The 12,495-nt window shown below is 71.2% G+C and carries 13 protein-coding genes and 1 tRNA gene; 7 read left to right on the forward strand and 7 right to left on the reverse strand.

The genetic code is table 11. The features are described from left to right. Nucleotides 1-142: 142 nt before the first annotated feature. Complete coding sequence (locus ABH928_RS08020; RefSeq protein ID WP_370063582.1) at nucleotides 143-877, forward strand: Tellurium resistance; 735 nt, start codon at nucleotides 143-145, stop codon at nucleotides 875-877. On the opposite strand, the gene ABH928_RS08025 is transcribed toward ABH928_RS08020, so the two are convergent. Beyond that, nucleotides 856-1,773, reverse strand: coding sequence for a TerD family protein (locus ABH928_RS08025; protein WP_370063584.1), 918 nt, complete (start codon nucleotides 1,771-1,773; stop codon nucleotides 856-858). The genes ABH928_RS08020 and ABH928_RS08025 overlap by 22 nt on opposite strands. Nucleotides 1,774-1,995: 222 nt before the next feature. Here ABH928_RS08025 and ABH928_RS08030 point away from each other — a divergent pair, with 222 nt between their 5' ends. From ABH928_RS08030 to ABH928_RS08040, 3 genes are all read left to right on the forward strand, one after another. Then, complete coding sequence (locus ABH928_RS08030; RefSeq protein ID WP_370063586.1) at nucleotides 1,996-3,225, forward strand: HpcH/HpaI aldolase/citrate lyase family protein; 1,230 nt, start codon at nucleotides 1,996-1,998, stop codon at nucleotides 3,223-3,225. A 119-nt stretch (nucleotides 3,226-3,344) separates the two neighbouring features. After that, nucleotides 3,345-5,939 (forward strand): phosphoribosyltransferase, encoded by a 2,595-nt coding sequence (locus tag ABH928_RS08035; RefSeq protein ID WP_370063814.1) that lies wholly within the window; start codon nucleotides 3,345-3,347, stop codon nucleotides 5,937-5,939. Further along, nucleotides 5,936-6,856, forward strand: a complete 921-nt coding sequence (locus tag ABH928_RS08040; RefSeq protein WP_370063588.1) for an HAD family hydrolase — start codon at nucleotides 5,936-5,938, stop codon at nucleotides 6,854-6,856. The genes ABH928_RS08035 and ABH928_RS08040 overlap by 4 nt, the downstream gene beginning before the upstream one ends. Here ABH928_RS08040 and ABH928_RS08045 read toward each other — a convergent pair. From ABH928_RS08045 to ABH928_RS08055, 3 genes are all read right to left on the reverse strand, one after another. Then, entirely contained in the window at nucleotides 6,822-7,325 is a 504-nt protein-coding gene (locus ABH928_RS08045) for a DUF4383 domain-containing protein (protein WP_370063590.1), read from the reverse strand. The genes ABH928_RS08040 and ABH928_RS08045 overlap by 35 nt on opposite strands. A 113-nt stretch (nucleotides 7,326-7,438) precedes the next feature. After that, nucleotides 7,439-7,657, reverse strand: a complete 219-nt coding sequence (locus tag ABH928_RS08050) for a zinc ribbon domain-containing protein (protein ID WP_370063592.1) — start codon at nucleotides 7,655-7,657, stop codon at nucleotides 7,439-7,441. A gap of 58 nt (nucleotides 7,658-7,715) precedes the next feature. Then, nucleotides 7,716-8,963 carry a hypothetical protein gene (locus ABH928_RS08055; protein WP_370063594.1) on the reverse strand — a complete coding sequence of 416 codons (1,248 nt, stop codon included), beginning with the start codon at nucleotides 8,961-8,963 and terminating at the stop codon, nucleotides 7,716-7,718. Between the two features lie 205 nt (nucleotides 8,964-9,168). On the opposite strand from ABH928_RS08055, the gene ABH928_RS08060 reads away from it, so the two are divergent. The 3 genes from ABH928_RS08060 (at nucleotide 9,169) to ABH928_RS08070 (ending at nucleotide 10,639) form a co-directional block, all read left to right on the forward strand. Further along, nucleotides 9,169-9,240 (forward strand) — tRNA-Val (locus ABH928_RS08060). Nucleotides 9,241-9,814: 574 nt separating this feature from the next. Further along, entirely contained in the window at nucleotides 9,815-10,165 is a 351-nt protein-coding gene (locus ABH928_RS08065; protein ID WP_370063596.1) for a hypothetical protein, read from the forward strand. 207 nt (nucleotides 10,166-10,372) lie between these two features. Further along, the gene (locus ABH928_RS08070; protein ID WP_370063598.1) at nucleotides 10,373-10,639 is read left to right on the forward strand and encodes a helix-turn-helix transcriptional regulator; all 267 of its coding nucleotides are present in this window, start codon (nucleotides 10,373-10,375) and stop codon (nucleotides 10,637-10,639) included. Nucleotides 10,640-11,056: 417 nt separating this feature from the next. Here the strand turns inward: ABH928_RS08070 and ABH928_RS08075 are convergent, their stop codons facing one another. The 3 genes from ABH928_RS08075 to ABH928_RS08085 all read right to left on the reverse strand — a co-directional run bounded on the left by ABH928_RS08075 (nucleotide 11,057) and on the right by ABH928_RS08085 (nucleotide 12,494). Beyond that, nucleotides 11,057-11,239 (reverse strand): hypothetical protein, encoded by a 183-nt coding sequence (locus ABH928_RS08075; RefSeq protein ID WP_370063600.1) that lies wholly within the window; start codon nucleotides 11,237-11,239, stop codon nucleotides 11,057-11,059. Next, nucleotides 11,236-11,460, reverse strand: a complete 225-nt coding sequence (locus ABH928_RS08080; protein ID WP_370063602.1) for a hypothetical protein — start codon at nucleotides 11,458-11,460, stop codon at nucleotides 11,236-11,238. Before ABH928_RS08080 ends, ABH928_RS08075 begins: the two co-directional genes overlap by 4 nt. Nucleotides 11,461-11,642: 182 nt before the next feature. Continuing rightward, nucleotides 11,643-12,494, reverse strand: coding sequence for a DUF5753 domain-containing protein (locus tag ABH928_RS08085; RefSeq protein ID WP_370063604.1), 852 nt, complete (start codon nucleotides 12,492-12,494; stop codon nucleotides 11,643-11,645). Nucleotide 12,495 lies beyond the last annotated feature (1 nt).

A 12,495-nucleotide genomic window follows, 5' to 3' on the forward strand; every position in this document is an offset into this window, starting at 1 on the left:
TGTTATCGACCGGGTGGCGTCAATCCCCCATGGGGATGGACGTGACGGGCCCGGCGGGCGAGGACCGGAATACTGCCGCATCTCGGCGGGTAACCCGGAGTTGACGGACGGACAGGCCGTCCCGCGAGGGGGAGTGCACACGATGGCGGGGCTGCGTGACCTGCTGCGCAAGGCCGACCGGGGCATGGACGTCGGCATCGAGCGGGTGACGCTGGACAAACGCCGTCCCACCGTCTCGTTGACCGCTCAGGGGGCCCTGAGCGGCACCATGCAGGTCAACCTGCACTGGACCGCGCGGGCTCCGGAGTCCCCCCGGCCCTCGGCCCGGGAGATGTGGCGTCGACTGCTGAACCCCAACCCCTTCAAGCCGGTTGAGCTCAGCTACGGCGCGTCCGAACCGGTGGCGGTCGACCTGGACCTGGGCTGTCTCTACGAGATGAACGACGGCAGCAAGGGCGTCATCCAGCCGCTCGGCGCGTACATGGGCGACCTGCAGCACCCGCCGTACATCAAGCTCAGCCATGACGACCGGTCGGGTGCGCCGACCGGCGAGATGATGTACATCGACATGGACAAGCGGGACCAGTTCAAGCGCCTGCTGATCTTCGTCTACATCTACGACGAGACCCCCGCTTTCGACCGTACGCACGCGGTGGTGACGCTCTTTCCGACGGCGGGCCCGCGGATCGAGGTCCGGCTGGAGGAGCGCGCGGCGGAGGCGCGCTCCTGCGCGGTGCTGCTGCTCCAGAACCGCGGCAACGGCGAGTTCACCGTCAGCCGCGAGGTCCGGTACGTGTACGGCTTCCAGGCCGAGCTCGACCGGCTCTACGGCTGGGGGCTGCAGTGGCAGCGCGGCTACAAGCCGGTGGGCGGCTGAGACGGCCGAGACGGCTGAGGGGACGGCTGAGACGGCCGAGGGAGGAACTGCGGGCCCTGGAGCGGGAGGGTGAACCCCTCCGGCGGGTCCAGCAGTTGCTCGGGCGGGGCGGGGGTCGGCGCTGGCGCTGGGGCCGGGGCCGGGAGCTCTTGGGGCTCGGGTTGTTCCTGTGGCTCCGGCGGTGTGGGCGGTGTCGGTGGTACCGGGGACGGCGTCCGTTCTGACGGAGGCTCCGGCAGTTCCGCTGCAGGCAGGGGAAGTTGCTGCTCAGGCTCCGACTGCTGCTGCGGTTCGGGCACCGGTTCGGGTTCCGGGATGGGGGGCGCGGTGGGCGCGGGTTCGGGACCCTCGTCCACGGTGACGCCGAAATCCTGGGCCAGGGCGATCAGTCCGGCCGCGTAGCCCTGACCGATGGCGCGGAACTTCCAGCGGCCCGAGCGCCGGTAGAGCTCGCCGCAGAGCAGCGCGGCCACACGCCGTGCGTCGGTGATGTCGAAGCGGGCGATGGCCGGTGCACCCGGACCGCCCGCGATGTCGAAGAGCAGCAGTTGCAGCCCCTCCACCTGGGCGAAGCTCTCCTCGTCACCCACCGACGCGCCGAGGACGACCCGGTCGACCCAGTCCGGCAGCCGATGCAGGTCGATGTCGACGGTGTCGGTGGTCTCCTCGCCGTGACGGGACTTGGCGCGGTAGCGGACCAGGCCCGTGGGGTGGCGGCGCTGGTTGTAGAAGACGAAGTCGGAGTCGTCGCCGACCCGGCCCTGCACGGTGAGGAGCAGCGCCGAAGCGTCCACGTCGGGCGTACCGGGCCGGCTCAGCCAGCGCAGCACCGCGCGCACCGCCGCCGCCTCGGCGGGGAGTGTCGTGTTCGAGCCCTTCGGCATGACCTTGGTCATGGGTTCATCCTGCCGCACCTGCCTGCCTGCGGGTAACCCGATGCCCGGAGACCTCCGCGTGGCCTCCGCGCGGACCTCCGTGTGGATCTCCGCCCGGATCTCCGCGACGACCACCGCGTCCTGTGAGTCCTGGGGAAGTTGTCGCGCGACGGCTGGAATTCGTCCAGGCGTTCCGTACGATGAACCGCCAAAGCCCAGCTCACGACGCTCCGCGGGGGAACCATGCGTCATTTCGGCCAGCTCGACGAGGGGACCAGACACCGTCTCTTCCTGCATCAGCCACAGCAGTTCCGTCGCGACAGCGCCCCGGCCCAGCTCGCGGTCGCCCTGGGCGCGACGCTCTACTCCCCGGCGATCCGTCCGCGCCTGGCCGACGACGTGCGGCGGCAGGCCGCTCGTGGAGTCACGTCCATGGTGCTGTGCCTGGAGGACGCGGTCGAGGACGCCGAAGTCCCGGCAGCCGAGCGGAACCTGGTCGCGCAGCTGCGCGCGCTGGCGTCGGACGGGGCGGAGCGTGATCGTTCGGAGCGAGGGAGCTCGGAGCGAAGGCGTTCGGAGCGGGACAGGGAGCTGCCGCTGCTGTTCGTGCGCGTCCGGGGGCCCGAGCAGATAGCCGATCTGGCCGCCCGGATGGGCGGCGAGGCGCTGGCGCTGCTCTCCGGCTTCGTCGCGCCCAAGTTCACGGAGGAGAGCGGCCTGCCGTTCCTGGAGGCGCTCGCGGAGCTGCGGGCGACGAGCGGTCTGCCGCTGTACGCCATGCCGGTGCTGGAGTCGCCCCGTCTCGCGCATCTGGAGAGCCGCGCGGAGACGCTGCTCGGGGTCGCCCGCCTGTTGGAGAAGTACCGCGAGCTGGTGCTGGCCGTCCGACTCGGCGTCACCGACCTGTGCTCGGCGTACGGACTGCGCCGGCCGCCCGATCTGACCGCCTACGACGTGCAGTTGGTCGCCGCGGTGATCGGCGACGTGGTCAACGTGCTGGGCCGGGCGGACGGCACGGGCCATGTGCTGACCGGGCCGGTGTGGGAGTACTTCCCGGTCCAGGAGCGGAAGTTCAAGCCGCAGCTGCGACAGAGTCCCTTCGAGGAGTCGGAGCGCCCGGCCGGGAAGGTGCGGCGTCGGCTGATCGACCACGGCCTGGACGGCCTGATCCGCGAGCTCGAACTCGACCGGGCCAACGGCCTGTTGGGCAAGACCTGCATCCATCCGAGCCATGTGCCGGCCGTCCACGCGATGTCGGTGGCCACGCACGAGGAGTGGTCGGACGCCCGCGACATCCTGAGCGAGGACCGGGCGGGAGGTGGGGTGGTGCGGTCCGCCTACGTCAACAAGATGAACGAGGTGAAGCCACACCGGGCGTGGGCACACCGGGTGACGGCCCGCGCGGCGGCCTTCGGGGTCGCCCGCGAGGACGTCAGCTTCGCGGATCTGCTGGCCGCCTGTGTGGGCGGCTGACCGGGGCGGCTGACGGGGGCAGCCCACCGGGGCTGCTGATGTTGCCGTCGTGTCCATCCCCCGGCCACCTGCGGATGTTGGGCTGGGAACCGAACGAGAACCGAGGAACGAACGACGTGATGGATTCGTCCGTGGTGGAGCCGAAGGACGCGGTGGAGTCGCCCGGGGCAGCCGCCCACGCGTGGGCCGGGACCTGGGTCACCGAACGGCTCGGCGTGCGACTGCCTGAGGGTGAGGCACGCGAGCTCGTCGGCCTCGCGCTGCGCCGCAATCCGCGGCGCGCGCACCTGCTGGTCTCCACCGTCCTCGGCAAACACGTGCCGCAACGTCCCGCCGTGGTGCGGGAGGCGGGGCTCGCGCTGGGTCGGGCCGTACGGGAGCTGCTCGGCCCGGAGGAGTCGGCGCGCGCGGTCGTCCTCGGCTACGCGGAGACGGCGACGGCGTTGGGCCACTGCGTCGCCGACGGGATCGCCGACGGGATCGCCGACGGGAACGGCGACGCGATCGGCGATGTCGGCGTAGGAGTGCCGTATCTGCACTCGACCCGGCGCGCGGTGGCCGAGGTCGCTCCCCTCGGCGGGTTCGAGGAGGAGCACTCGCATGCCACCTCCCATCTGCTGCTTCCGGAGCGGCCGGAGTTGTTGGTTCCGCAGGCGGACGGCAAGGCCGTCGTCGGCCCGCTCGTGCTGGTCGACGACGAGTTCTCGACCGGCCGGACCGTCGCCAACACCCTGCGCGCCCTCCACGTGCTGTGCCCGCGCGACCGCTACGTGGTGGTCACTCTGCTCGACCTGCGCGACGACGCGGACCGCGCGGCACTGTCCCGGCTCGGCACGGAACTGGGCACGCGGATCGACGTGGTCGCGGCGGTGACTACGCGGATCGAGCTGCCGGACGATGTCCTGACGCGTGGTCAGGAGCTGGTGGCCGCCGAGGCGGCCCAGGCCGAGCAGGGCGCGCCGACGGAGCTCGACGCACCATCCGCCGCGCTCACCCCGTTCGCCCCACTCACGCGCGTGGACCTCGGCTGGCCGCGCGGCCTGCCGGACGGCGGCAGGCACGGCTTCCTGCCCGCCGACCGCGTACGGCTGGAGGCCGCCCTGCCCGACATGGCGCGCCGCCTCGCCGTCGCGCTGACCGGCGCGCCACGTCGCGTGCTCGTCCTCGGCTGCGAGGAGCTGATGTACGCGCCGCTGCGGCTTGCCGCCGCACTGGAGGACGAACTGCCCCCGGGCGTCGACGTGCGGTTCTCCAGCACCACGCGCTCGCCCGTGCTCGCCGTCGACGATGCCGGCTACGCCATACGCACCCGACTCTCCTTCCCCGCGCCGGACTTCGGCGCGGATGACGGTCCTCGCCACGTCTACAACGTCGCCCCGGGCGCCGACCCCGAGCGCCGTTTCGACGCGATCGTGCTCGTCGTCGACTCCGACGCCGACACCGCGCGGCTGACCGGACCCGGCGGTCTCACCGACGCGCTGCGTGGCGTCACCGACGAGCTGCTGCTCGCCGTCGTCCCCTCCTACCGTCCGCAGCCCGCGCCGCTGTACGGGCCCGCGTTCTCCTCCTACCGCGCGGACGAGGTCGCCTGGCTGCTCAAGGACCTCTCCGACGTCACCTTGGAGGCCCCTACGGAGGAACGCGAGGAGGCGATCCAGCGCGGCGGCGCCCACTATGCCGAGTCGTTGCCCGTCGAGTACCAGCCGAGCGCCGACTACCAGAATCTCTATCAGCAGGCACTGACAGCCTCCGCCGCGCGCGTCGCCCACGCCGTCGGCGTGGTCACCGAGACCGTCCTCGCCGAGCGCGGACGGCGCGGCCGGAATGGCGGGGGCGGCCGGAACGGCCGGAACGTGGTGCTGGCCTCGCTGGCCCGCGCCGGGACGCCCGTCGGGGTGCTGATGCGGCGTTGGGCCCGGCAGGTCCACGGGCTGGAACTGCCGCACTACGCCGTCTCCATCGTGCGCGGGCGCGGCATCGACACCAACGCCCTGCGCCACCTGGCCCGTTGGCACCGCGCCGAGGACGTCGTCTTCGTCGACGGCTGGACCGGCAAGGGTGCGATCACCCGCGAACTCACCGCCGCGCTGGCCGGAACCGGCTTCGACCCGGCGCTGGCCGTTCTCGCCGACCCGGGCCGGTGCGCCCGTACCTTCGGCACCCGGGACGACTTCCTGATCCCCTCGGCCTGTCTCAACTCCACCGTCTCCGGCCTGGTTTCGCGCACCGTGCTGCGCGCCGACCTGATCGGCCCGGACGACTTCCACGGTGCGAAGTTCTACCGCGAGCTGGCCGAGGCCGACGTCTCCGGTGCCTTCCTCGACCAGGTCACGGGTTGCTTCGACGCGGTCCGGGACACCGCCGCCGCCGAGGCGCGCCGCTTCACCGCGCCGGGGAGCGCGTCCGAGGCCGCGCGCACGCCGGACTGGTCGGGCTGGGCGGCCGTCGAGCGGATCAGCGCGGAGTACGGCATCGGCAGCGTCAACCTGGTCAAGCCCGGGGTCGGGGAGACCACCCGGGTGCTGCTGCGCCGGGTTCCATGGCGGGTCCTGGTCCGGCGCGGCGTCGGCGCGGACCTGGACCATGTCCGGCTGCTCGCCTCGCAGCGCGCGGTCCCCGTCGAGGAGGTCGACGACCTTCCGTACAGCTGCGTCGGCCTGATCCACCCCGACTACACGCGCGGGGCCACTGGCCCGGAAGGGACCTCGGTATGAGCGGAAGCAGCAGTACTCGTCATCTGGTGGGCTGCGACCTGGACCGGACGCTGGTCTACTCCGCGCGCGCGCTCGGCCTCCGCGTCCCCGACGAGGACGCGCCGCGGCTGCTGGTCGTCGAGGTGCACCAGGGCGAGCCGCTCTCCTACATGACCGAGGCCGCGGCCCGGCTGCTGGCCACCCTGATCGCGGTGACCGACTTCGTCCCCGCCACGACCCGCACCGTCGCCCAGTACCGGCGGATCCACCTCCCCGGCCCTGTCCCCGACTGGACGCCGCGTCACGCGATCTGCGCCAACGGCGGCCACCTGCTGGTGGACGGCGAGCCCGACCAGGACTGGCACGCCCAGATCCGCGCCACCCTCGCGCAGCAGTGCACGCCGCTGGACGAGATCGTGCACCGCCTCGCGCTCACCGCCGACCCGGAGTGGACGCGCAAGCGCCGCGTCGCCGAGGACCTCTTCGCCTACCTGGTCGTCGACCGCCCGTCGCTGCCGCCGGGCTGGGTCGAGGAGCTGTCGGGCTGGGCGGCCGAGCGCGGCTGGGGCGTCTCGCTGCAGGGCCGCAAGGTCTACCTGGTGCCGCAGCCGCTGACGAAGTCCGCAGCCCTCGCGGAGGTCGGACGCCGGACCGGCGCGGCGACCGTCCTGGCCGCAGGCGACTCGCTGCTCGACGCGGAACTGCTGCTCGCCGCGGACGCGGCCTTCCGCCCCGGCCACGGCGAGCTGGCCGAGGCCGGGTGGACCGCGCCCGGTGTCACCGCCCTCGCCGAGACCGGCGTCGCGGCGGGGGAGGAACTGCTGCGCCGGATGCTGGCCGTGGTCCGTGCGGGGCTGGGCTTGGGTTCGGGGCCGGGGCCGGGGCCGGGGTCGGACTCCGGCGTCAGTGGGGCAGTGCGGCGGGCGGCAGCGGGTTGAACTTGGCCGCCTCCGGGTGACGGTTGCGCCAGTACGGGTTGTCGTGCGGCAGGTGTCCGGTGACCCGGCCGTACATCCCGAAGACCATCAGCGCGAGGCCGACCAGGAAGCTGAAGATCACATTTCGCATGTGGAAGTTCAGGATGTTGTGCCCGCCGTCCAGCAGGCCCAGATTCACCCAGCCACTGAGGATGAACAGGATCCCGATGCTGATGTTGAGCGTCGAAGCGGTGTTGCCGCCCATCACCGCGCCCGCGATCAGGATCGCGCCGAAGATCACGGACAGCAGGCTCAACGCACCGTTGCTGGTCAGGCCGGCAACGTGGTCCCCGCTCGTGGAGAAGAAGCCGACGTTGTTGGTGAAGCCGAGAATGCCGAACACGACCAGGAACAGGCCGATGGCCCCGGCGCTGTACCGGTAGACCTGGCCCAGCCGGTGGTCGACCGGCAGATGGTCCTGGAGTTTCATTGCCGCCTCCCTGGTTCTGAGGGGGTGGTGACGGCAGTCGTCGCCTCCATCGTCCGGCCGGGCCGGGGCGCGTGCAACAGACTCGCTTCGTTGTGGGCAGTCGCGGGGCTGGTTCAGCCGCAGCAGCCGCCTCCGCAGCAGCCACCGCCTCCGCCGCCGGCCTGCGGCTGGGCGGCGGCACCACTGGTACCGGTCACGGCGACCATCGACATCAGCTTGGCCACGTCGTCATGCCCGGCCGGGCACACCGTCGGCGCGTTGGCCTGCGACATCGGACGGTTCAGCTCGAAGGTGGCGCCGCAGGTGCGGCAGCGGTAGTCATAGCGAGGCATGCCGACATCCTGTCATCCTTCTTGCTTCTTGCCACGCGTGCTGCGTCAGCGTGATGCGTCACCGGGACGACGGCATGCCCTTCTCGCCTCGGATCGCCTGGACGACCGACGCCGCCGTCTCCCGGACGGCGGCCGCCTCGGTCAGGAAGTGCCAGTAGTCGGGGTGGCGTCCGGTAAGGCCGGTGGCGGCGCGCTCCAGGCGCTCCAGCGCCGCGTCCAGCGGCTGCGCGTGCCGGGGGTCCGGCGCGTTACGGCCCGCCATCGCCAGTCGCTGGGCGTCGCGCAGTGCGAAACGGGTCCGCTCGATCTCGTCCTGCGGCGCGCGCTGCGCCTCGTTGAGCGCGTGGAGCCGGTCGTTGGCCAGCGCAACCGAGCCGTCGGCGGTGGTGAGCAGCGTGCGGACGCGCTGGATGACCGCCTGCGCGTCGGCGAAGCGCTGGTCGTTGCGGGCCTGTTCGGCGTCGCGGAGCTGGGCCAGCGCCTGGCGGGCGGCGTCCTGCGCCTGGTCCGGCACGTGTTGCAGGTCCTGCCAACAGGCCTCGGTGAACCGGCGGCGCAGCTCGCTCAGCACCGGTCCGACCTGCTCCGCCCGCGTCTGCAGCGCCTGCGTCCGGGTGCGGAGGGAGCTCATCGCCCGGTCGATCTCGGCGGCCTGCTGCGGCAGCCGCTCCGCCTCGGCCCGGATGCCTTCGGCGGCGCGCCGCACGTCGGCGGCGGTGCGGAGTATCGGCTGCACGCCGTGCTTGCCCGCGCCCTCGCCGAGCAGCCGGAGCTGCGGTCCCAGCTCCGCCAGCTTCCGGGACTGTGCGTCGGTGCCGAGCCGGGCAGCCTTGGCCGCGTCGAGCGCGTTGCTCGCGGCCAGCCATGCCTGCTTGGCCCGCTCCACGGCGGGCGCGACCTGCGCGAGCTGCGCGGCGGCGGCGGACTGGAGCGGCTCCAGGTAGGCGGCGAACTGCTCGAGCTCCGCTTTGGCCTGCAGCAGCTGCTGCCGACTGTGGTCCAGCCGCTGACGAGCCTGCGCGGCGGCGCCGGGGGAGAGCTCCTCGGCGTCGAGGTCCACGGCGTCGAGCGCGCCGATGTACGCGGTGCTGACCTGGTCGACGCGCCCGCTGATCGCGGCGAAGTCGGCGACGGCACGCTGGGCCCCGGGGGAGTTGTCGGCGGCGGCCACGGTCTCGACATTGATCCGGACGTCCCGCTGGAGCGTGTCCACCTCGTAGAACGCCTGCGCGGCAGCCTCACGCGCCGCCTGCGCCTCGGCTCTCCCGGCCTCTCCCCGCCACCTGCGCGCCGCACCGCCCGCCACGTCGTCTCTCCCGCTCCACGCGCCACGGTCACCGGGCCCCGACCACCACCCGCAACCCACCACCGCCCCGATCTTCCCGACCGGGCCAGCCCCATCCTCCCACCCACCCCACCACCCCCGCACCAACGAAGGCGCACACCGCGACGACGACCGGGTACTCTTAGCCCTTGTCCCGGTTCAGGCCGGGACCATCGGGGATGCCCGGGGGCGCATAGCTCAGCGGTAGAGCGCTGCTCTTACAAAGCAGATGTCGGCGGTTCGAATCCGTCTGTGCCCACCGCTTGATCAGCGGAGATCGCACTGGAGGCCCAGGTCACGGCACGTTTGCCGTCCTGGGCCTCTCTCGTCTCTACGCTCTGGCTACGTTGCCGGTCGGTCTGAATACGCCCTCGCTACACACTGTCGTCCCCCGGATTTCCCCCGGATGATCATGGCGTCGCCGCAGGTCACCCCCGCCGCCGCTGGCGGCCGCGAAACGGCATCCCCCCTCGCGCTCACGCCGGGATGCGCGCGAGTTGGCGAGTCCCGAGGAGTCAACCCTTCGCCCTGCTCAGAGGCGACGCAGAATCTTACTGGTCAGTCGGCCAGCGGAGGTAAGTGATCCGTTTGAGAAATATGCGAAAGCGATGTGAAGGAGTGGTGATTGTGGCAAGGTGCGATCACGCCTGGAGCTCGCTTAAGCGTTCGAGGAACGGTGTCCGCATGCCGCAGTACCACCGCGGGCACCAGCGGGGATCGGAAGGAAGCCCATGTACCAAAGAACAGGGTCAGCACGCTTCGAGATCGTCACCAGCGCGGAACTCCCGCCGGGTAAGTACTGCACCATCACGGAGGCCAACGGACACGTCTCCGTGAAGCTCCTCAAGGGCGACGCCACAAGCCTTCTCTGCGACCAGCTCAACGAGTGGCACGACCGTATCCTTGGCGGCGCTATGTGGGTCAAGGAGGACGAAGGCGACTGGGATTCCATCCTCGACGCCCGGGCGGCCACCCAGCCGCCGACCAAAGAGCGGCCCAACGGCCGCTTCCAGCTCGTCCATGACGGAGCTCTGCCGGCCGACTGCGCCTGCTACCCGATCGAGGCCGGCGGCGAGTTCATCTGGCAGGTCAACGAACGTCACATGACGGCGCGTCTGGCCACCCAGCTCAACTCAGACCTGGAGCGCGTTATGCGCGAGGGGAACTGGGTCCCAAGGAACTGACGGACGGAAGTCGCGTCCGAGCCCCCGACCGCGGGAACGGTCGGGGACCCGGCGCCCACCCGTCTTGAGTCCGCCTGGAGCTCGTCGACGGGGGCTCGCGGCCCCCCGGTTCGCACTTGTGGAGTGCGGTGTTCCATTCTGCACATGATCAAAAAATGTCGCTAGCCAGATACAGACAAATGATCATGGCCACTCCAGCGTGGCGATGTGCCCCAACTCGACCCCTGGCTCCAGCACCACCGCACCCGGATTGGGGACCGCGTCCACCGCCTCCGCATACGACGGAACCTGACGCAGGAACAACTCGGCGAAGCCGTCGGCCTCGACCGCCAGACCATCAGCAGGCTCGAGAACGGGCACCGCGCCACCACCTCCGACGAAGTTCACCTCATCGCCCGTCACCTCGGCGTCGCCCCCGCGTGGATCTTCAGCGACGACGATCTCCCTGCTGACGAGGTTCTCACCCGGGACTGACACGAGCGCAGCCCCTGGTGCCGAGCCGGGACACCGGGGGCCGTGTGCTGTCCACGCGCCCCCTGCTCTGGAGCGCTGGACCAGCCCGCCCGGGCGGACCCTCCACGAGCCGCCGACGGGAGAATTACCTCTTTCCTTGCTTGGGCTTCAGCTTCGGACGGCCCGTCAACTGGGCCCGACGTTCCTCGTGCCCGGGGCAGTCGCAGCCATACACGCGCCCGCTGACCTTCCCGACACCGACACTGCACGCGCACTGGCAGTCAGCCGTGTCGCTGCAGCCAGGGAAGACGTACCGGCCGCCGTTCGACGGCTCCCACGTCCTGACGCCCGGTGTGGGCCAGGTGAACTGCACCGGGGGCGTCGGGTAGTCCAGGCGCGGCAGCGGGTCGAGATCCGGCCCGATCCACGGTGCGCCGCTCACGGGTGCGCCTTCAACGGCCGGGCCATCGCGAACAGTTCGGCCCGCCGGGTCAGCATGTCCTCGGCGTCCTGCCGATCGTCGAACGCCAGCGGGTAGCCGTCGCCGTCCGCCATCAGCTTGCCGCCCTCGCGGACGCGGAAGCAGTTCCAGCGCTCGTCGTACTCCACGGTCGCGCTCATGACGCGGCCTCAGCGTTGGTCGCCTGGTGGCAGATGCAGGCGCAGGCAACCGACACCCGGCCGAGCGCATGGTGCTGGTAGCCGGGCGCCCTGCATTGCTGGTGCAGGTCTGGCCAGCGGTCGGCGCCGACCTTGCAGGCCGGCGTCAGGTAGCCGCGCGGCAGCGGGTCGGAGGTGACGGGGCTGATGGGCTTAACGCCCGCGGTGGAAGGTGCAGACACGATGCGTTCTCCCCGGCTCGATGGAGGGCGCGCAGGCAGCAGACTGGCCAAGCCGGGCGCGTGTCCGGTGCCTGCTTGCGGAACCATCGTGTTCTGGCCGAGCACGGCGCGGCCACGTTCTTACACCGATTTACACCTGAGTTCAGGCGGCTACGTCCCAAGTGGGATCGCCTTACGGGGGCTTACACCGATAGCGCGGCTCGGGCCTTCCGAATCAGCTCGCGGCCCTCCGGTCCGTAGAGCGCGAAGCCCGCGAACTTGGCGTAGGCGCGCTCGTAGAGGCGGATCTCGGCGGGCTCGGTGATCTGGATGTAGGCGCTGATCGTCTCCACGGACACCTTCGCGGAGTCGTAGAGGTAGAAGTCCTCGAAGGCGAGCTGCGCGCCGAAGGGGATGATGCCGAGCACCAGCGACGGAAACCGGGCTGGTGCGTCGAGCAGGAAGTCGAGCTGTTCGGCCATCACTTCCGGGGCGCAGATCCGCCGCCAGAGGGCCGCCTCGTCGATGAGGAACACGAACCGCAGGTGCCCGGACGCGAGGAGCTGCCGTCGTGCGAGGCGTGCGGTGACGGCCTGGTCCAACTCGTCGGCATCGCGGTAGATGCCCTGGAGCTCGGCGAAGGTCGTCAGGACCGCCCGGATGTAGTCGGGGACCTGGAGGAAGCCAGGGACGACCGCGGCGCAGTAGGAGCGGATGAGCTTGTGCTCGGCGAACTCGGCGAACGCGGAGAGCTGAAGACGTCGGATGGACTGGCCGCGGCGGGGCCAGTGACGGTACAGCTCGTCGGCCGCCTTGGCGGCAGCGACCAGGTCCTGTGCAGCTTCCCCACGACCGCACGCCTCGCACCACGCGGCGATATCCGCGGGAGACGCGGCCTGCTTCGCGTGCTCGATCCGCGAGGTCTTCGCGATGCTCCAGCCAGCCCGCGTCGACAGCTCGGCGTTTGACAGGCCGGCGTCCTCGCGCAACGCCCGGAGGCGGCGCGCGAGGCGTTCGCGGGCCTCTTGCTGACTGGAGCTCGACGAGTTGGGCATG

This window comes from Streptacidiphilus sp. MAP5-3 (assembly GCF_041262505.1).
Lineage (GTDB): Bacteria > Actinomycetota > Actinomycetes > Streptomycetales > Streptomycetaceae > Streptacidiphilus.